18 protein-coding genes and 2 tRNA genes are annotated in these 20,404 nt (G+C 44.2%); 12 read left to right on the top strand and 8 right to left on the bottom strand.

Going from position 1 to position 20,404, the window contains the following annotated elements:
* Window positions 1–195: 195 nt before the first annotated feature.
* The 6 genes from AC3CIA_RS21785 (at window position 196) to AC3CIA_RS21810 (ending at window position 8,419) form a co-directional block, all read left to right on the top strand.
* Window positions 196–660 (top strand): hypothetical protein, encoded by a 465-nt coding sequence (locus tag AC3CIA_RS21785; protein ID WP_054545614.1) that lies wholly within the window; start codon window positions 196–198, stop codon window positions 658–660.
* A 99-nt stretch (window positions 661–759) separates the two neighbouring features.
* On the top strand, window positions 760–2,211 hold the full coding sequence (locus AC3CIA_RS21790; protein WP_488519654.1) for a TolC family protein: 1,452 nt from the start codon (window positions 760–762) through the stop codon (window positions 2,209–2,211).
* Window positions 2,212–2,214: 3 nt separating this feature from the next.
* Window positions 2,215–3,954, top strand: a complete 1,740-nt coding sequence (locus AC3CIA_RS21795) for an efflux RND transporter periplasmic adaptor subunit (protein ID WP_488519056.1) — start codon at window positions 2,215–2,217, stop codon at window positions 3,952–3,954.
* Window positions 3,951–7,094: an efflux RND transporter permease subunit gene (locus AC3CIA_RS21800; protein ID WP_145565613.1), complete on the top strand. Its 3,144-nt coding sequence runs from the start codon at window positions 3,951–3,953 to the stop codon at window positions 7,092–7,094. The genes AC3CIA_RS21795 and AC3CIA_RS21800 overlap by 4 nt, the downstream gene beginning before the upstream one ends.
* Before the next feature lie 106 nt (window positions 7,095–7,200).
* Window positions 7,201–7,821 (top strand): copper-resistant cuproprotein CopI, encoded by a 621-nt coding sequence (copI, locus tag AC3CIA_RS21805; RefSeq protein WP_488519057.1) that lies wholly within the window; start codon window positions 7,201–7,203, stop codon window positions 7,819–7,821.
* 112 nt (window positions 7,822–7,933) lie between these two features.
* Entirely contained in the window at window positions 7,934–8,419 is a 486-nt protein-coding gene (locus tag AC3CIA_RS21810) for a hypothetical protein (protein ID WP_488519058.1), read from the top strand.
* A 161-nt stretch (window positions 8,420–8,580) separates the two neighbouring features.
* Here AC3CIA_RS21810 and AC3CIA_RS21815 read toward each other — a convergent pair whose 3' ends face one another.
* Complete coding sequence (locus tag AC3CIA_RS21815) at window positions 8,581–8,838, bottom strand: hypothetical protein (RefSeq protein WP_016788617.1); 258 nt, start codon at window positions 8,836–8,838, stop codon at window positions 8,581–8,583.
* A 299-nt stretch (window positions 8,839–9,137) separates the two neighbouring features.
* On the opposite strand from AC3CIA_RS21815, the gene AC3CIA_RS21820 reads away from it, so the two are divergent.
* Entirely contained in the window at window positions 9,138–11,423 is a 2,286-nt protein-coding gene (locus AC3CIA_RS21820) for a glycoside hydrolase family 9 protein (protein ID WP_488519059.1), read from the top strand.
* Between the two features lie 179 nt (window positions 11,424–11,602).
* On the opposite strand, the gene AC3CIA_RS21825 is transcribed toward AC3CIA_RS21820, so the two are convergent.
* Window positions 11,603–11,677, bottom strand: a tRNA-Gly gene (locus tag AC3CIA_RS21825).
* 38 nt (window positions 11,678–11,715) lie between these two features.
* A tRNA-Gly gene (locus AC3CIA_RS21830) sits at window positions 11,716–11,790 on the bottom strand.
* A 525-nt stretch (window positions 11,791–12,315) separates the two neighbouring features.
* Here AC3CIA_RS21830 and AC3CIA_RS21835 point away from each other — a divergent pair.
* From AC3CIA_RS21835 to AC3CIA_RS21855, 5 genes are all read left to right on the top strand, one after another.
* The gene (locus AC3CIA_RS21835) at window positions 12,316–13,479 is read left to right on the top strand and encodes a threonine/serine exporter family protein (RefSeq protein WP_017058966.1); all 1,164 of its coding nucleotides are present in this window, start codon (window positions 12,316–12,318) and stop codon (window positions 13,477–13,479) included.
* A 179-nt stretch (window positions 13,480–13,658) separates the two neighbouring features.
* Window positions 13,659–13,997, top strand: coding sequence for a zinc ribbon domain-containing protein YjdM (locus tag AC3CIA_RS21840; protein ID WP_004731484.1), 339 nt, complete (start codon window positions 13,659–13,661; stop codon window positions 13,995–13,997).
* Between the two features lie 101 nt (window positions 13,998–14,098).
* Window positions 14,099–14,521, top strand: a complete 423-nt coding sequence (locus AC3CIA_RS21845) for an N-acetyltransferase (RefSeq protein ID WP_428784201.1) — start codon at window positions 14,099–14,101, stop codon at window positions 14,519–14,521.
* 47 nt (window positions 14,522–14,568) lie between these two features.
* Window positions 14,569–15,063: a GNAT family N-acetyltransferase gene (locus tag AC3CIA_RS21850; protein ID WP_488519060.1), complete on the top strand. Its 495-nt coding sequence runs from the start codon at window positions 14,569–14,571 to the stop codon at window positions 15,061–15,063.
* A 93-nt stretch (window positions 15,064–15,156) separates the two neighbouring features.
* Complete coding sequence (locus tag AC3CIA_RS21855; RefSeq protein ID WP_488519061.1) at window positions 15,157–15,588, top strand: GNAT family N-acetyltransferase; 432 nt, start codon at window positions 15,157–15,159, stop codon at window positions 15,586–15,588.
* A 55-nt stretch (window positions 15,589–15,643) separates the two neighbouring features.
* On the opposite strand, the gene AC3CIA_RS21860 is transcribed toward AC3CIA_RS21855, so the two are convergent.
* The 5 genes from AC3CIA_RS21860 to AC3CIA_RS21880 all read right to left on the bottom strand — a co-directional run bounded on the left by AC3CIA_RS21860 (window position 15,644) and on the right by AC3CIA_RS21880 (window position 20,207).
* Window positions 15,644–16,588, bottom strand: a complete 945-nt coding sequence (locus tag AC3CIA_RS21860; protein WP_237298203.1) for an ADP-ribosylglycohydrolase family protein — start codon at window positions 16,586–16,588, stop codon at window positions 15,644–15,646.
* A gap of 192 nt (window positions 16,589–16,780) precedes the next feature.
* A complete protein-coding gene (locus AC3CIA_RS21865; RefSeq protein ID WP_488519062.1) occupies window positions 16,781–17,707 on the bottom strand; it encodes an amino acid ABC transporter permease in 927 nt (308 codons plus the stop codon).
* A 134-nt stretch (window positions 17,708–17,841) separates the two neighbouring features.
* A complete protein-coding gene (locus AC3CIA_RS21870; RefSeq protein WP_488519063.1) occupies window positions 17,842–18,651 on the bottom strand; it encodes a transporter substrate-binding domain-containing protein in 810 nt (269 codons plus the stop codon).
* Window positions 18,652–18,663: 12 nt separating this feature from the next.
* A complete protein-coding gene (locus tag AC3CIA_RS21875; protein WP_488519064.1) occupies window positions 18,664–19,461 on the bottom strand; it encodes an amino acid ABC transporter permease in 798 nt (265 codons plus the stop codon).
* Window positions 19,461–20,207 carry an amino acid ABC transporter ATP-binding protein gene (locus AC3CIA_RS21880; RefSeq protein ID WP_019350835.1) on the bottom strand — a complete coding sequence of 249 codons (747 nt, stop codon included), beginning with the start codon at window positions 20,205–20,207 and terminating at the stop codon, window positions 19,461–19,463. Before AC3CIA_RS21880 ends, AC3CIA_RS21875 begins: the two co-directional genes overlap by 1 nt.
* Window positions 20,208–20,404: the final 197 nt, after the last annotated feature.

The raw sequence follows: 20,404 nt of genomic DNA on the forward strand, positions 1-20,404 counted from the left end.
AAAATACACAGATAGAGGTTTCGCTAGCTAATTGGATAATTTTTAAAGAAAAAACTGCAAAGTCGAAGAATTATCTCATTTTGATGAAAGAGAGGATGAATACTTTTTCAACGGTCAGATAAATATCGGCACAATGGCATTGACCTTACCCTAAGGGTAACGTTTATAGTTGCGGTGTAAATTCAAAGGTAAACTATGACAAACACATTCCGAAAAACTTGGATTATTGTTTTCAGCATCATTGCGATGTTGATGTCTAGCTATGCCTCAAGCTCCTCAGCCTTGATGACTGAAGTAATGATGATGGAAATGGGGTCGAGCAAATCGGCTTGTTACCACAGCGGTACTTCGGTTAATGATTCAATGGCAGGGTGTCATGTGATGAGTGAAAAAGTACACGCTGAAGACTCTAACATGAGTGCCCATGCTTTGATGGCTCAATGTGATATGTCTTCAATGAGCGAAGACGGCAGTTCGATGATGGGTAACCATTGTTCGAGTGCCGATTGCTGTGCCTCAATGTGTTCTGCAAGTCCCTATCCAATTCAGGCTGTTCAAGCCGTTGATCAACTTTCCTTTTCATTAGCTCGTTTTCAATCGGTCACGATTGGCCAGAAAGTCGCACGTGCTCAATCTTTGTTACGCCCGCCCACTGCATAAATCTATATCTAAAAATACAGCTCTATCAGTTAGATAAATCTGATAAGCCATTCTTTTTTATGCGCTAATTAGCGCTAGATATGGACATTCATTGTGAATATGAAACCAACAACCTCTGTGTTTGTTATGAACACGAGCTTAGTGGTTGCTGCTGCCTTGCCTATGGCCTTGTTTTCAAGTGCTACGCTCGCGGCTACCACGGCGTCAGCTTCAAATGCTCAACACATTTCAGCACATGACCAAGCAAGCTCGACGCAGCAACTCAATACACTGATTGAGATTGCTTTAAGCGAAGATGGAAATCGCAAACAGTACTTTGCTCAGTCTCAAGCGATGCGAGAAACGGGCATTGCCAACGCGACCTTAATGGACCCGAAATTAAAAGTTGGATTTGGCGGTTTGCCTGTCGATAGCTTTCAATTCGACGAAGACCCGATGACTAATATATCGGTAGGGGTGATGCAGCAGTTTGAGCGTGGCGATACGCTTAACCTCCAACAGAAAAAGGCAGGCCAACAGGCTGATGCTTTAGCTTTGCAGGTGCAAGCAAGAGAATTGACGGTTGCGAATAGCATGACGCAGCTTTGGCTTGAATTGGGTTACCAGAAAGTCGCAGAAGGTGTTATGCGTGAAAACCGACGCCTTTTGGTTGAGCTAGAAAATTATGTACAAACCAATTACTCGATTGGTAAAAGTGAAGCACAAGATCTGCTTAATGCTCAGCTTCAAGTGAGCAAGCTTGATGAGAAACTTCAGGCAAACCAACAGGTTCAACGCCGTTTAATCTCTCAGCTTTCTGAATGGTTGGGTTCTGATTGGTTAGGCTCTCAGGTTCTTGATTCTCAGGGCACACTGAATGCAACTAACCAAATCGATTGGTCATTGTTAGAAAGCAAATTAGCGACCAATACCGATTCAACCAAGCACTACCAGCTACTGACTGACCATCCTTTGGTTAAGATCTCCGATGTCAGTATTTCCTCCAATCAAACTCAGGTTGAGTTAGCCGAGCAAGCTTATACCCCGCAGTTTGGGGTAGAAGTGATGTATGCGCACCGCCAAGCCAATAACATGGCGGGTGAACCAGCTTCTGATTTGGTGAGTGCTTATCTGACAGTCGACATTCCGCTGTTTACGGGGAATCGACAAGATAAAAACTTATCGGCTGCTCAGTATCAAGTTGGTGCGGCTAAATCTCAAAAAGACACCTTACTTTCCCAAATGAACGCGCAAGTGAACGCATTGCTGGTGGACAGATCAAATCTGATCCAGCGATTAGATCGCTATCAAACGTCCTTGCTTCCTCAAACCGCAGCCCGAATCAGCGCGGTTGAAAGGGGTTATCAAAACAATACCGCTCAGTTTAACGATGTTATTGCAGCAACGGCGGATGAACTAGCACTCCAGCTTGAACAACAACGCCTAATCACTGATCTCAACATCGTAAATAGCAAACTGGCCTCACTGGTCAGTGGTTTTGACTACCAAGTTAAGCAACCGCAACTCAATCCCACCGTAACTCAAAACAACAGCCAATCAGTAAAGGAATAGACAATGAATACAGTAAAAGTAGCAACAATCGCTTTGTTGGTCGGTGGTGCATTGGGTTTTGGTGTGAATCACTTTGTTGTTGGATCAGCACATAACATGTCATCGATGGCAGGTACTGAAAGAGCTGAATCTAAAGCTGACGAAAGTAATGAACCTCTGTATTGGGTTGCGCCAATGGATCCAAATTATCAGCGTGATAAGCCGGGTCAGTCGCCTATGGGGATGGATTTAATTCCTGTTTATGCGGATGACTCAAGTGCGGGAGCAGACAAGGCGGGAACTGTGTTTATCGACCCGTCGGTAGAAAATAATCTTGGTGTCAAAACAGCAACAGTTAACTTTGAAGCGTTGTCTCCTCGGATTGAAACCGTGGGTTATGTGGCGTTTGATGAAAGTACATTGTGGCAAACCAACGTAAGAGCAGCTGGCTGGGTTGAGAAGCTTTATATCAATGCTGTCGGTGAGAAGGTGAATAAGGGCGATGTGTTGTTCACTCTTTACTCTCCAGAGCTGGTTAAGGCACAAGAAGAGTTACTTAGTGCATACAAAACGGGTCGCAAAGGGTTGGTCAAGGGCTCCACTGAACGCTTGATCACCTTGGGTGTCGATAAAGCTCAGATTCGTTCGATCACTCGCCGAGGTAAAGCCTCGCAAACCATAAAAATTAAAGCACCTGCAGATGGCGTTATCGCTAGCCTCAATATTCGTGAGGGTGGTTATCTTTCGCCTGCGCAAGCGGTAATCAGCGCAGGCCCTCTAGACGAGGTGTGGGTTGATGCCGAAGTGTTCGAGCGCCAAGCTCACTGGATCTCATCGGGCAGTAATGCAGAGATGACACTTGATGCGATTCCGGGCAAAGAGTGGCAGGGCAACGTTGATTATGTGTATCCAATTCTTGACCCGAAAACTCGAACTTTACGCGTTCGTTTGAAGTTCTCGAATCCTAATGGCGAGCTAAAACCGAACATGTTCGCCAATATTGCGTTGAAGCCAATCAGTGATGAATCTGTTCTTACTATCCCAAGATCGTCGGTGATTCATTCTGGTGGTATGACACGAGTAGTGTTGTCCGAAGGTGAGGGCAAATACCGTTCAGCACGCATTGAAGTCGGGCGTGAAGCTGACGAGAAAATCGAGGTGTTGCAAGGGCTTGAACAAGGTGAACATATCGTGACTTCTGCGCACTTTATGTTGGACTCTGAATCGAGCCAATCGGCTGATCTGTCACGTATCAATGGTGTTGAGGAAGAAGCTGAAACCGTATGGGCAAACGGTGAAATTTCCGATGTTATGAAAGGCAGTCGCATGGTGACGATTAACCATCAGCCTGTACCTGAATGGGATTGGCCGGGCATGGTGATGAATTTCACCTTTGCGGAAGGCTTGGATATGAGTGACGTGCAACGTGGTAAGGCGATTGATTTTGAGATGAGAAAGACAGAGTCAGGGCAGTACGAGGTTGTTGATTACAAGGTCAACAAACACAAGATCGCTGGCGAAGTTTGGGTAACAGGTGACATCACTATGTTGATGGCAGATTTTGGCATGATCACCGTAAAACATCAGCCAGTCTCTGAGTGGAATTGGAAAGCGGGTGAAATGAATTTCCAAGCCAGTGATGACCTTGATTTATCTGAGTTTACCGAGGGTCAAACCATTCGGTTTCTAGTGGCGAAGCAAGGTTCTGATTATGTGCTCAAATCTCTCGAACCGACGAATAGCACGGGTGAGGGCGAACTATGATCAATGCAATCATTCGCTGGTCTATCAGTAACCGATTCTTAGTGCTGGTTGCCACTGTAGCCATCGTATTTGGCGGCTTATACAGCGTTAAAAATACACCGGTCGATGCCATTCCTGATTTGTCAGACGTTCAGGTGATCATCAAAACCAGTTATCCGGGGCAAGCCCCGCAGGTGGTCGAGGATCAGGTGACTTATCCATTGACCACCGCCATGTTAGCTGTACCAGGAGCTGAAACGGTTCGTGGTTACTCGTTCTTTGGTGATTCCTATGTATATATCATCTTCAACGACGATACCGATATGTACTGGGCGCGTTCTCGCGTGTTGGAATATCTCAGCCAAGTTGCACCTAACTTGCCATCGAGTGCCAAGCCAACACTAGGGCCAGATGCAACCGGTGTGGGCTGGGTTTACAGCTACGTGTTGCAAGATAAAACCGGTCAGCATGACTTAGCGGAACTTCGCAGCTTGCAAGATTGGTTCTTGAAGTATGAGTTGCAAACCGTAGAAGGCGTGTCTGAAGTTGCGACCGTTGGCGGCATGGTGAAGCAATATCAGGTTCAGATAGATCCGGCCAAGCTACGTGCTTATGACCTAACGTTACAACAAGTCAATAAGGCTATCCAAGATGGTAACCAAGAAACCGGCGCGTCAGTGGTTGAAATTGCCGAAGCCGAGCACATGGTTCGTACAACCGGCTACCTCACAAGTATCGAAGACATTCAATCTCTGCCGCTAAAAGTGACAGACAAAGGTACACCGCTACTATTAGGTGACATTGCTGACATCAACCTTGGCCCGCAAATGCGTCGTGGTATCTCTGAACTCAATGGTGAGGGCGAAGCGGTTGGCGGCGTTATCGTGATGCGCTTTGGTGAAAATGCCAGTGAAGTGATCGACTCAGTTAAATCCAAACTCGCGGAGCTGCAAGCCGGCTTACCTGATGGTGTCGAGATTGTCGCGACTTATGATCGTTCAACTCTTATTGATTCTGCGGTTGAAAACCTATGGAAGAAGCTGGCTGAAGAGTTCATCGTGGTCGCCGTCGTGTGTGCATTGTTCTTGTTCCATATCCGCTCGTCGTTGGTTATCGCGCTAAGTTTGCCTGTTGGTATTTTAGGTGCGTTCATCGTCATGCATTGGCAGGGTATTAATGCCAACATCATGTCTCTTGGCGGGATAGCAATTGCGATTGGTGCCATGGTTGATGGGGCTATAGTGATGATAGAGAACGTTCATAAACACATTGAACGGACTCCGCTCACTGACAAAAACCGTTGGCAGGTGATTGGTAAGGCAGCAGAAGAAGTTGGCGCACCGCTGTTCTTCTCGCTGATCATCATTACCTTGAGCTTTGTGCCTGTGTTCGCGTTAGAAGGACAAGAAGGCAAGATGTTCTCGCCACTTGCGTTTACCAAGACGTATGCGATGGCCGCAGCAGCCGGTTTGGCTATCACGCTTGTGCCTGTGTTAATGGGTTATTTCATTCGCGGCAACGTGCTACCTGAACATAAAAACCCCGTAAACCGCAGCCTAGTGGCGATGTACAAACCGCTTCTAAACCTCAGCCTAAAGTATCCTAAGGTGATGATTGTTATCGCACTTGGCTTAATGGCGTCTGCTTATTACCCAACCAGTAAGCTTGGCAGCGAGTTCATCCCTCCTTTGGACGAAGGGGATTTGATGTACATGCCAACCACGTATCCTGGCATCTCAATTGGTAAAGCGCGTGAGTTGTTGCAACAGACCAACAAGTTAATCAAAACCATTCCAGAAGTCGAAACCACGTGGGGCAAAATTGGTCGCGCAGAGACAGCAACCGATCCTGCACCGTTAACCATGATTGAAACTGTAATTCAGCTTAAACCGCGAGGTGAGTGGCGTGACGGTGTCACCACTGAGTCTCTGCGTAAAGAGTTTGATGATCTGATTCAGTTCCCCGGTTTGACCAACGCTTGGGTGATGCCAATCAAAACCCGTATCGACATGTTAGCAACCGGTATCAAAACCCCAATCGGTATCAAAATTGCTGGCCCGGATCTGAGCGTAATTGAAGATATTGGTTCTCAGCTGGAACCTATCTTAAATGGTGTTAGCGGTACGGCTTCTGTGTATGCCGAACGTGTTGCTGGTGGTCGTTATGTGACGATAGACATTAAACGCCGCTCTGCTGCGCGATATGGCTTGAGCATTAAAGAAGTGCAGCAGGTTATCTCGACTGCAGTTGGCGGGATGAATGTGGGTGAAACCGTTGAAGGGCTAGAACGTTACCCAATCAATGTACGTTACCCACAAAGCTATCGTGACTCTGTCGTTAAGTTGCAGAACCTGCCGTTAGTGACACCAAATGGAGCGCGAATTGCTCTCTCTGATGTTGCGGATATTCGTTATGAAGATGGGCCTCCAATGATAAAGACGGAGAACGCGCGTCCTAATGGTTGGGTGTTCGTTGACATTGAAGGGCGTGACTTAGGTTCTTATGTGGCTGAAGCGCAACAAGTCGTTGCCGAACAAGTTGTATTACCTGCGGGTTACTCGCTCGCTTGGTCTGGTCAATACGAATACATGGAGCGCGCGAAGGAGCGTTTGAGTGTCGTTGTGCCAATCACCATCGCCATCATCATGTTGTTGCTCTACCTAAGCTTCCGCCGCGTCGGTGAAGTGATGATGATCATGGCAACACTTCCTTTGGCTATGGTGGGCGGACTGTGGTTGATGCATTACCTAAATTACAACTTCTCGATTGCGGTGGGTGTTGGCTTTATTGCACTTGCAGGCGTTGCGGTCGAGATAGGCGTGATCATGTTGGTCTACCTAAACCAAGCGTGGCACTACAAAAAGCTCGATGCAGAACAAAACCAACAAACGCTTCAACAAGCTGATCTAACCGATGCCATTAGAGAAGGCGCAGGACTGCGTGTACGCCCTGTGATGATGACAGTACTCACCGTAATCATTGGCCTCATTCCAATTATGTATGGCGAGGGAACGGGCTCTGAAGTGATGCAGCGAATTGCCGCGCCGATGATAGGCGGAATGGCGTCTGCACTGTTGCTTACCCTACTGGTGTTGCCTGCAATCTTTAAGCTCTGGAAACAGCGTGAGATTACGCACAGCCAAAGTGAGACAAACAAATAAAGTCCTGATTATTAGCCCTTACTTACCAAAACAGAGTGAGTAAGGGCGTACCACATGAACATGTGAAACTAACAAATAAATAACTGAATTAATCTAAGGAACGACGATGAAAAAGACACTAATTGCTATCGCTCTAACACTGACTACAGCAACCGCGTTTGCTGCAATGGACCATTCAGCTGGTGACCAATCAAATATGGACCATTCAAGTATGGATCATTCAGATATGGACCACTCGATGATGAAAAATGGAGAAATGGATCATTCAAAAATGGATCACAGTATGATGACGAGTGGAAAGATGGACCATTCAAAGATGATGAATATGGATGGAATGATGGACATGGAAGGTATGTCAGAAGTTGGGATGCCAGCTAAAGGCGCGAAGCCCGATAAAGTGGTTCATGTGCTGCTAAGTGATGATATGAAAATCACATTTAAAAACAAGGTCGATATAGAGCCAAATGACGTAGTGCAGTTTGTTGTGATGAATACCGGCAAGATTGATCACGAATTCTCGATTGGCTCTGCTTCAGAGCAATTGGAGCATCGTGAAATGATGAAAAATATGGGGAATCACGCCCATGATTCGGGTAGCACAGTTACAGTTGAGCCGGGTAAAGCGAAGCAGATGCTTTGGCATTTTCATGGTGATAATAACGTAGAGTTCGCGTGCAATATTCTTGGTCACGCTGAAGCGGGTATGGTCAAAGCATTAACGCTATAAGGTGATACACAAGCCATATCTAGTTCAAAGGGATGAGTGCTAGGTATGGCTACCTTGTTTTAGTGCTATTTAGGTATTAGCTTTAAAAGACTATAGGAATAGGAGTTTAAGGATGAATAAGACAGTTCTAGTACTTGCAGTAACGGGTGCTTTGATAACGTGGTCGACCCACAGTATTGCTGCTAAACCTGAGTGGGCTGGTAAAGGTAAGCCCGATTTAGAAGAAGTAAAAACATTCGCTGAGGCAAAAAAAGTTGAAGGCGAAATGGATGATCGTGAGAAGCAGCTTGATTCGATGATCGAAGAGAAAAAGAAGAAAGCGAAAAAAAGTAAGAACAAAAAAGATAAGCAGAAGTTAGATAAAGAGCTTGATGATTTAGAAGACGAGAAAGAAGCCCTCGAAGAGAGTAAAGAGAAGATCAAAGATAAGAAAGAGAAGCTTAAAGATGATATGGATAAGGACGAAGAAAAGTCGGGATTAGAAAAGCAGAAAGACAAAAAAGCGGAACAAGAGCGTAAAGAAGAGGGGAAAGGTTCAGAAAAAGGCCAACAGCAGCGTGAGGAAAACAGCAAAAAATGGTGGAACTTTTGGGAGTAATGCGAGGCTCTTACATCATCTATTCATTTCAACCTACCAGTACAGCTTTGTGTGGCCGCTAAGTCATTGGTTAAATAGAGTGTTCAGTTAAAGATAAGTCTCAACCTGTCTAGGAATACATGAACTAATTTGTATTGGCTGAGGCTTATCTGTAGCTAGAATCACTGTAGCAAGATAGAAGTTTCCAGCAGATGGTGAGCTTCGCCACTAAGATGCGGTAACTCTGACATGATTTTCTTAAGTTTGTCGTCGATCGATTCCACTTCATTCAAAGAACGAAACGCAAGCACGGCCTGTTCTGGTTCGCTGCTCACATAACCTTTCAACGTATTAAGCTGAATCTTGTTCGCATTTTCAACTTTTGACAGTGCGACATTGATTGCTTCGATGTTTATTGTTAACTCATTGCTTTTAAACATTTTTAATTATTTTTGGTTGTTGCTAATGCGCGCACATTAACACAACTGTTTTTTCGGATATTGACCAAGATTATTAAACCCACACTTTTATGAAATCTGAGTTTAATTGAGAAGCACTAGCACAATATCGTTTTGTCTATCCATGCAATTGATTCATGAGCTTGTTCCTTAGTGTTAAACATGACAAGAAATCATAATATTTATTTTTACGAGTCTATTTTTTGCGAATGTTAACTCTCTATTATTGAATCTATTTCGCTAGTTTCCTTGGAGATATGAAACATCTTTAAGGAATAATGATGCAAAAAGGAACGTTATCTCTCGCGGTTGTCATGATTTTATCTTCTGGAGTAACTTATGCAGAAGAGCAGATTAGGAATAGTCACTTTAAAGGCAATATGGATGGTTGGTGGAATGCTGGCGCCAACATAGCAACAGAAAGTAATGAAGCGTGTATTGATATTAAAAACCCAGGGAAAAATTCTTGGGATATTATTTTAGGCCATAGCGGTATTGGCTTAGAGCAAGGTCAGAAATATCAGGTATCGTTCGATGCATATGCAAATATTGATACTGAGATGAAAGCCTTGATCCAACATGAAGGGCCTCCTTATACGCATTATTTTCTAAGTGACGTGGGTGTATCAACAGACAAGCAAAGCTATACGTTTGATTTTGTACAAGCACTTGATAGTGACGCCGATACAGAATTCCAGTTTCAATTAGGCGCACAGAAAACGGGGGTCATCTGTATTGATAACGTTTCTGTTGTAGGTAAGCCATTTGTAAAAGTAGCGACTAAGATGCCTATTCGAGCCAATCAAGTTGGCTTCTTACCGAAATCCGATAAATATATCTTTGTTGAAAACACCTCGACAACACCTTTGAAATGGACATTAGTATCTCATTCCGGGATCAGCCTTGATCTCGGTAAAACAGAAGTATTCGGTTTGAATAAAGCGTCGGGTGAGCACATTCACCGAGTAAACCTTTCAAAATATACAGACACGATGAAAGGTTTAACGGTCAAGGTCGACGACGATGTCAGCTATCCATTCGATATTCGAAACGATGTTTATAGTAAGTTGAAGCTCGATGCGTTGTCTTACTTCTATCAAAATCGTAGCGGCATTGAAATAAAGCCAGAGTTCGTTCAACGTGAGGATCTTGCGAGGCCCGGTGGCCATATGTCTGATACTGCAACATGTTTTGATAAAGTCGATAGTTGGGGAAATAAATGGCCTGGCTGCGACCTGACTATTGATGCGACCGGTGGTTGGTACGATGCTGGCGATCATGGCAAATACACGGTGAACAGTGGTATTTCAACTTGGACACTCCTGAATTTATTTGAGCGAGGTAAGTTCTTAGAGAACAAATCACTTCCTTTTTCTGAGAGTAAAGTAAAAATCCCTGAAGCAACCAATGGCGTTAACCCGCTGTTGTCTGAAGCTCGCTGGAACATAGAGTTCATGTTAGCGATGCAAGTCGACTCGGACACGCCTATCGCCGTTCCTGTTGGTAATCAGTCTGCCAGTAAACAGCTCAAACTTACCGAGATTAACGTGAGAGGGCTGGCATTCCACAAGATCGCGGATGAGTCTTGGACTGGTATGCCATTACCGCCACACAAAGATACTCAGAAACGTTATGTTGGTTATCCTACTACTGCGGCTTCATTGAATCTGGCGGCAATCGGTGCTCAGTGCGCACGTATTTGGAAAGATATCGACAGTGATTTCTCACAGTTATGTTTGGATTCAGCGACCAAAGCGTGGAACGCAGCAAATCAACATCAAGATATCTATGCTTACGACAACTTCACCGGTTCTGGGCCGTATGATGATATCGAATTGAGTGATGAGCGATACTGGGCTGCGGCCGAGCTCTTTATCACAACCAATGATGAGGTTTACAAAAAAGTATTGATTGATTCTCCACACTATCTTGAAGTGCCGAAGGGGAACATCAATGCAGATGGTGACATGTATTGGCAGTATATAGCGCCTGCGGGCACCGTGAGTTTAGCCGTGGTACCTAATTCATTGGACAGCCAAGTTATTGAACAAGCACGTAAGAACATCATTAAAACGGCAGAATCTTATACCAAGCAAGTTGCCAATGAAGGCTATAACATTCCTTATACCGTCGAAGAGTATTCGTGGGGCTCAAACTCCAACCTTGTAAACCGAAGTATCTTTTTGATTTACGCTCACGATTTTTCTAATGATGTTCGATACATCAAAGCGGCGGCTAGTGCCATGGATTATATCCTCGGAGGTAACCCGATGAATATCTCTTATGTTACTGGTTATGGAACGAAACCTGCTGAGAATCCTCATCATCGATTCTGGGCTTACGCTGCTGATGAAAGTTCACCAAAACCAGCGCCGGGTGCGTTAATTGGAGGCCCAAATTCGGTAAGTTTTAGTGATCCTATTGCCGCTGTGATGAAAGGCAAGTGTGTTGGACAAACGTGTTACAGCGATAATATTGGAGCTTGGACGTTGAACGAGATAACCATCAATTGGAATGCGCCGCTTGTCTGGGTCGCGTCTGCTTTAGATGAAGGACAGCTTGATTGAGGTAACCAATTAAATTAAGAATATTCAAAGAGTAATATCATTTGGTATTGCTCTTTTTCAATACAAAAAATCACACAATGAAGTGCGCAGTTTTAATTGTTTTAGGTTTTGAAGTTAAGAGGAGATGGTGAATCTAAAGGGATATTGTAACTAAAGAGAATTTGAAACTAAACAGAAGTTGGAGCGTGCAGCGGGAATCGAACCCGCATCATCAGCTTGGAAGGCTGAGGTAATAGCCATTATACGATGCACGCACACTGTCTTAAGAGTAAGACTGAGGCATCAAGAAGACTGGAGCGTACAGCGGGAATCGAACCCGCATCATCAGCTTGGAAGGCTGAGGTAATAGCCATTATACGATGTACGCACATCGTCTTAACGAGTTTGATAATGCCACATCTAACTGAAAACGAAACCTTTTTCTTTAATTTTTATTCTAAGTGCTCGCATAACCACCACTCCGCTAGTTTTTCAATCATATCTGGCGTTATGAGAGTGAATAAAATGTGACTAAAATCTCGTTAAAAAGAGGGCGAGAAATAATAGTAAATGTCATGCCGCTTTCTTCGATAAATCCAACTTAATTTATAAACCTGTTTTGGTGGTGCTCAGTTGTCATAAATCTAATAAAAATTAAGGTATTTGGAGTGTTAACATAAACTGATTTTTATTCGTGTTTCGGCGTTCGTTAATAACAATCTGAATGCATAAATTTAACTTATTAGCCGGTCAAAACATTCAGTAAACTAATCCTAAATGAGTAGAGTTATAGAGACTTCTAAGCCTTTGCAGAAAAAAGTAACGAGTTCAGTTGATAATTCACGCAAAAGCCTCGTCATTCCGTCTGTCGTTTGGTACATTTGCCGCACATTTTGTCTCCGCTAAAATACCCATGCCTTCTCAGTTCCGAATTAACAAAATTGTTGAAATTGGTGATACTCTTCACCGCAGTGGTTGCGCTCCGTATAAGCTTGAAAAATATACACAATATTATGCTAAAAAGCATGGTGTGGATGTGATGATCCAAGCAACGCCAACCGCGATCAATTATCAGTTTCCAGACGATAACAACGCTGTGATTCTTAAGCGTCTAAAGCCTGCTTCAATTAACCTGAGTTTGTTGGCCAATACGATCATCCGTATTAACCAACCGAGCAGTGAGCCTGTACCAGAGCCTGTCGGCTACTCTAAATTTGTGACGGCACTTGCCAATATGGGTATTCCGCCTGCGTATTTGATGCTGGTGGGCAGTACATTGGAAGCGGTTGGCTTTTCTGCGTTATTGGGTTTGATGGTTTGGGTATGTCAGCAAGTTCTTCATTCACGTCGTGCTATCGCGGTTGAATTCATCTCGGCATTGTTAACGGGTATTTTTGTGGCGTTTTTGGCAAGTACAGGGTTGCCGATTCCGGTGTGGGCGTTGTGTATCGCCTCGATCGTCTTGTTCGTCCCCGGATTATCGATAGCTAACGCTTTAGAGTGTTTGGCGTTTAATGATCTCGTCTCTGGTACCAGCTTGCTAGGGCAGAGTGCGTTAACGCTGATCAAGCTGTTTGTTGGGATTATTATGGGTCTCAATATTGGTGAAGCAATATGGGGACAAGCGGTCTCTATCGACTATACCAATGCGGTACCGATGTGGATGCACATATCAGGCTTGGTGTTGATCTCAGTATCTATCGGTGTGATGTTCAATGCGCGCCCTAAAGACATCTTGCTTGGCTTGCCAGTCGCGGTTCTTGGCATGTGGGGGCCGTTCTACCTCGGTTTTGATAGTGGTTGGGTTGTGGGCACTTGGGTAACCACGGTTCTTATTACTTTGTACGGAACTTGGATTGCCAAGAAGATGGAGCTCACGGGCTCTATTTATATCGTGCAAGGTATTATCATTTTGGTTCCGGGTAGCCGAGTATTAGTGAGTGCCAGCCAGTCGGTGTTTGAACAATCTATTTTGCCTATTCCAAGTATTGGTTTGTCGGCGTTATTCATGTTCTCTGCAATCGTGGCAGGGCAAATCACCGCTTACTCAATTTACTCGCCAAAAGTAGAACGTTAATCTGTTTCGCTTCCCAAACCTTTAAACAAACACAGCTTAACTTCTGTGTTTGTTCGTTTTAGGTGCTGTTCTTTTTTACGTTAAATTATGCTACCGAAAATTGGTTCGATTTGTGCTCGCTAAGCCTAACAAGAGTCATTAAAATGGGGACAAATTCTATTTAAATGAAGTATTAACGTATGTCTTTACCTCCTTGTCCGCAATGCCAATCTGAATATGTCTACCCAGACCAAAACAACCTAATCTGCCCTGAGTGTGCTTATGAGTGGAACCCAGAAGAAGAGCGTTTAGAAAGAGAAGCCGCGCGTGTTAAGGACGTAAATGGCGTTGTATTGGAAAGTGGCGATAAAGTTACCTTCATTAAAGATCTAAAAATCAAAGGCAGTTCTTCTGTACTGAAAATCGGCACTAAAGCGGTAATCAGACGAATCAATGAAGGCAAAGACCATCAGCTAGATTGCAAGCTTGATGGTGGCGGTGAAATGCTGGTGACTGCAAAATACGTGAAAAAGCAGTAACCATTTTTTCGGACGATTGTCGTAAATGTTCAATGCTTTTGGGCCGTTATTGAGCATACTGACTGGCAAACAGAGTCAAACTCAAACGTTAGAGAATCAAGATGATCAGAGAATACAGCGTAGCCGACACCGAAGCGGTCCTAAATATATGGCTCACAGCTTCCATTAAGGCGCACAACTTCATAGCGCCTGAATTTTGGGAGTCACAAGTGGGCAATATGCGCGATATCTACCTTCCTGCCTCACAAACCTACGTGTTCCAAGTTGATGGGGAAGTTCGTGGCTTTTATTCGCTTTATGAAGGGATCTTAGCGGCGATCTTTGTCAGTACAGAATATCAAGGCAGTGGTATTGGTAAGCAGCTTATTCATCACGCGAAGCTTGAATGCCCGAACTTGTCATTGAATGTGTATAAAGAGAACCAAGCGACGATTCAATTCTACTTGTCCCAAGGATTTTCTATTGTGAGTGAACAAGTTGATGAACATACAGGGTATCAAGAATACACCATGCACTTAGCTTAGACTTGATAGCTAAACCCGAAAGAGCAGTAACTAGGAATCGAAACTATATGGACATGGTCAAAGCTGATATTTCGCACTCAAGAGCCTTTCATAGCTATGTGAATGCTTGCTCTGAGGATGGGTTAGATATTTATACAGGTATTTCTGACAGTAGTGATGCGTATTTAAAAAGGCGAGTCGCTTATTCAAAAGGTGAGAAACTGCCAGAAGGTTGGACACCTGCTTCTACGTATTTTTGTATCGACTCTGGTCAGATTCTTGGTGTGATTAGAGTTCGTCACGGTACCAGTGAATACATTCATGACGTTATCGGGCACATCGGTTATGAGACGCTGCCACAAGCAAGAGGGCGAGGTATCGCAAGTCATATGTTGTCTTGGGTTCAGCGTTATGTACTTGTAGAAAGTGCTATTATTACCTGTGACTGCAACAATATTGCTTCGCAAAAAGTGATTGAGAAGTGCGGTGGGCAATTCCTGAATACCTTTTACTCGGAGCAAGATAAACACGAAGTCTTACGTTACCAACTAGAACGAAAATGAACATTTAAGCGTGGCATTTTTTGGTTTAATCGGGGTTACTATGTCCCGGTTTAAACGAAAATGAAGCTATAGCCAATTATTGTTGGAGATATTTTGAAGTATTCAACAAGACCTGCTCAGTCATCAGATTATGAATTTCTGTTCGAGCTTAAGAAGGCCGCTGAGTTTGAACCAATCAAAGCCGTATTTGGCTGGGATGAGCAGATTCAACGAGATATACACGCCGAAGAGTGGGCAGAAGAACGGCCTGAAATCATTGAATATCAGGGTAAAGCGATTGGTAGTGTGTTGTTGCAAGACAAAGGCGAGCACTGCTATTTTTGCCGATTCTTCTTATTGCCTGAGTATCATGGAAAGGGCATTGGCAGCCAAGTATTGAAAGATTGCTTAACTAAGGCTGACAGCCTCAATAAACCCGTCGAACTTTGTTACCTGCAAGGAAATCGAGTTGGGGAGTTGTACTTGAGGTTTGGCTTTGAAATCACCTCGCAAAACGATCAGTTTGTCTATATGTGGCGTCAGTAATTCCAAGCGTTAGTTCTTAACCTCAACGGCACAATGTGCCGTTGTGTTGTAATCGTTACTCAATAGGCAAAGACAGCACGCCGCCATTGAGTTCGACTTGTTTTAGCCATTCGGATGGAATTTCGCCATCTTCTTCGTAGAAACACGCCGCTAATACAGCGCCAATCACAATCGCACGCCCGCAGCTGTCACCGCCACATAAGATATTGTCTCGAATACCTTGTTTATAGCTCTGAGCACCCGCAATGATGCGAATCAGCAAGGGAAATGCGGCACTCAGTTCACAATGCAATCCGAACTTCTTCGCGGCATCTGTTATTGAAAGTTCGGGATCAGCCAAAGCCATGTCGATTTGGTCGTGTACAAACTTGCTACAGGTTTGTCGCACCATTTCTACCGACTGCAATGGCGAGTTGCCTTGAATTGCCGCTTGAACCAATAGGGTGATGGCTTGCGCCCACTCCACTGCTTTGTCGTTATTGTTAGTGACTCGCACCGCACTCTCTACCATGGCTGGTAAAGTGTGAGAGGTGTAAGTACACGCCACCAATGGGATGATCTTTGAGACTGCGGGAAGTTGCGTATCGTCTGCGCCACAGGCAGTAATCGGGGCGTCCTCTAGTTCTAATTGATGGATGTTCAGCAAGCTCATGCGCGTCGCTTTATCAATGTAGCCTTGCCAACTGCCGCCAAAATCAAACCAGAAGCGGAAATGTTGAATATAGTTCGCTTCATCGTATTTTTGGTTTTCGACTAAGCTGTCGACCATCGCCAGTAACTGAGCACCATATTGCGATTGCTCACCTGCGGTTTTACCTTGGTGCGCAAAGTAGCCTTTGTCTTGATAATCGAACCGATTCGGTGAGCGAAATTCAGGCTCAAAACCAGCCACGCGTAAGATCCTCTCTTGGTCATACAGCCAGTGCAGCCCCATTGAAGCTGCGTCTCCAACCAATGCGCCAACAACGGCGTAAAAAGCTCTTTCTTTATGATTGTCCATGTTGAGCAATGTCCTTGAGATGAATCAACGTAGTTCGGTACGTTAAGTATAGTGATTAGGCGAGTATTTTGCTGTGTTTCTAAGAAGAAATATGAAGGGATAAATCCTGATTGGTCAATAGCTTAAACCAATCAGGTAAAATTGATAAGGGCAATGAATGGTCGGGCGATTTGGTACTTTTGATTAATGACGTTACTGGTGGTTAAGGTAAGCACTAGAACGTTGCTCAATCACTTTGAACAGACGCGAAAGTGCAAAGCACAAAGCAAAATATACGAAGCCTACAATCAGCCAGATCTCAAAGATCAAACCTGAGGAGTTTGCCATCTCAGTGCCAACAAACGTCATCTCTTGGATCGAAATCAGAGACACAATTGACGTGTCTTTAACCAAGGAGATTGCTTGGCCAGCCAAAGGCGGTGTGATAGCCGTTAATACCTGTGGACCGACCACAAATCGATACTTAGACAATGCAGACAGACCAAGTGAATCGGCCGCTTCCCATTGGCCTTTAGGAATACCTTCTAAGCCAGCTCTAATCACTTCAGCAATATAAGCAGAAGAGAGCAAGCCAATACAGATAACACCAGACGCCAAGTTTTCCCAAAGGTTAGCTGGGCCGAATAGGAAATCTTGAACAGCGTTAATCTCCCCATTGTGTTCACGCAAGATACTTTCTAAACCAAGTAATGGAATCAGTTGGTTAGAAACGAAGAAATAGAATATGAAGACAAACACCAGTGGCGGAATATTACGAACCAACTGAATGAAAATCAGTGCCGGTGTTTTGAAAAAAGCGATCTTTGAGTGCCTTGCCACACCTAACAATGTGCCAAAAGAGAGTGCTAACACCATACTCCATAAACTTAAGCGCAGCGTTGCGATCAAGCCTTGGAAAAAATAGGGAATACTGCCTTGAGAAGGTGGAATAAAAATTAGTGTAAACGCATCTTCCCAGCGCCACTGGTAATTAATACCAACAGCCGAACGATAATAAAGCCAGCCTGAGAATACACACATGATAGCGAGTAACACGCCATCCAAAAGGTTAAGGCGTTGATACCAAGGCTTCATATGAACGTTGGGCTTAGGTGTTGTCAATGCGCTAGTACTACTCACGTCATTCCTATTTAAAAAATAATAATTAGTAGGCTGTTTTGTTAAGTTTTAGATCATCAATAAAGCGAATCAAGTTGCCGATGAGAAGGCAGTGCAGACAACGCACTGCCTCGATTCACTAGCAAAAGTTCTGATTACTGACCTTGAGCAACCTGGTCTTGCCAATCTAGAGTAGAGAACCAGTACTCGTAACGCTCTTTCAACCAACCGTCTTCAGTACGTGCTTTGATCCATTCGTTGAAGAATTCTGCCTTGTCAGTTTCACCTAGGCGAACTGCAAATGCTTCGTTACCTTTTGATAGACGCTCTTCAAATGGAATAAATAGCGTGTCTGCGTTTTTGATCGTTTCGTGTTCTGGTTTAGGGCTAGACGCGATAACCGCGTGTGCGTTGCCGTTCAACACTTCTTGGAATGCTTGAGCATCGTCATCGAACTGTAGAACTTTCGCTTTAGGGAAGGTTTCACGAGCGACTTGAACTGTGAATGCTCCACGACGTGCTGCAATTTTTACGCGGCGAGAATCAAAATCAGAGATCTGAGTAAAACCTTCCGCTAGCTCTTTATTAGCCGCCAGTTGAACGCCAGAGTGCGAGTAAGGTTCAGTGAATAATACGCTTTTAGCACGAGCTTCAGTGATAGACATACCGCCGATGATCACATCGAATTTCTTCGATAATAGTGAAGGGATGATGCCGTCCCATGCCGTAGGTACAAATTCGACTTTCCAACCAGAATCTTCGGCAAGGCGTTTCGCCACGTCGATTTCAAAGCCAACAAGATCGCCTTGTTTGTTACGCATTGCCCAAGGAACAAATGTCGACATACCAACGCGCAGTGAGCCACGTTCGTTTATTTTATCGAGGTTAGGCGTTTCAGAAGCAAGTGCAGGCAAACTTACGGCAAGCGCTAGTAGGGCTGTAATCGCGGTTTTAAATAGCTTCATGCTGATAAATCCTTATTGTGTTCGCCAGTTAGCCCCGAGCTTATGCTCAAGCCAAGCAGCAACGGCAGAAAGTGAAAGTGTAAGAGCAAGATAAATGATCGCCACAGAGAACCAAATCTCGAATGGCATCGCGGTTTCAGAAACAATGTTTCTGGCTTCAGTCGTCAGGTCAAAAATAGCCATGACACTTACAATTGAAGAGTTTTTAATAAGAGAGATCACTTCATTGGTCAACGGTGGCAAGGTACGTTGCACCACCTGAGGAAGAACCACATCCCAGTAAGTATAGGTCTTTGATAAGCCCAAGGATTGAGCTGCTTCAAATTGTCCTCTCGCAATACCATTTAAACCGGCACGAAATATCTCGGCGGTGTAAGCGCCTTGGAAAAGTGCTAAGGCTAAAACGGCAGTACTAAAGCGATCGAGCCCTAATACGGGGCCAAATACAAAATAGAGCAAATAAATTTGTACTAATAACGGCGTGTTACGAATCAACTCAACATAGCTGGTGGCTAAGGTGCGTCCAACCACAGAATTTGAGTTTCTCAATAGTGCTGTCGTTAAACCAATGATCAGTGTGGCAACCAAAGAAATCAAAGAGATATTGATGGTAACCAGTAGCCCTTCAACTAATTCTGCAGGCCACCATTCACCATCTTCATAGAAAGCAATATAGTCCGGCACACGCTCCCATTGCCAGCTGTATCCCATGGTTTGTGCACCAGAGTCGAGAATCCAAACAACAGCAGCCACCAGTACAACAATCTGTACCAAAGCAGATAGGGCGGGTTTAATAATTCGAATCAACATCAATAAGTCAGGATCTGATTTAGGAACGCTTGAGTACGTTCATGTTGAGGGTTTTCAAAGAGCGCTTGTGGCGTATTCGATTCCACAATTTGTCCTTCATCCATGAAGATAACGCGGTCGGCCACTTGTTTCGCAAAGCCCATTTCGTGGGTCACACACACCATGGTGATACCTTCGCTCGCCAGTTCAACCATCACGTCGAGCACTTCGTTGATCATCTCCGGATCAAGTGCTGAAGTCGGTTCATCAAAAAGTAGTAATTCAGGCTTCATGCACAGCGAACGGGCGATAGCTACACGTTGTTGCTGACCGCCAGAAAGTTGCACAGGGTATTTGTTGGCTTGTTCAGCGATGTGTACGCGCTCGAGATAGTGCATTGCAATCTTCTCGGCTTCTTGTTTGCTTTTTTTAAGCGTACGAATCGGCGACAGAGTTAGGTTCTCAAGCACGGTAAGATGGGGGAATAAATGAAAATGCTGAAACACCATTCCGACTTGGCCTGGTGTGTTAAATTTACTCGGAAGTACTTGTTCTAACACGCAAAGCTCGCCACTTTCGAAAGGTTCTAGCTGATTGATACAACGGATTAAAGTTGATTTACCCGAACCTGATGGCCCGCAAATCACCACTATCTCTCCTTGTTCAATATTTAAATCGATATCCTTTAGGGCATGAAAATCACCATACCACTTGTTAAGTGATTTAAACTTAACCATTTCCTTGAGATTGTTCAAATCGTTGTTCATACCTAGTAAAGAGACAGGTTTACCTTACCAATATAGAAATCTGAATGCACATAAAATTAAGGACTTATGAGAATTTAATAGCATCTTGTAGGGCAAATTAAAAAGCAGCGCCCAAAATGAACGCTGCTTTGTTTGTACGAAAGAAATAAGTAACGGGTTCAGTCAGATGTAAAAAATCATCTTTGTGTGACTATTGT

This window comes from Vibrio sp. QJM3NY_27 (genome assembly GCF_057785955.1).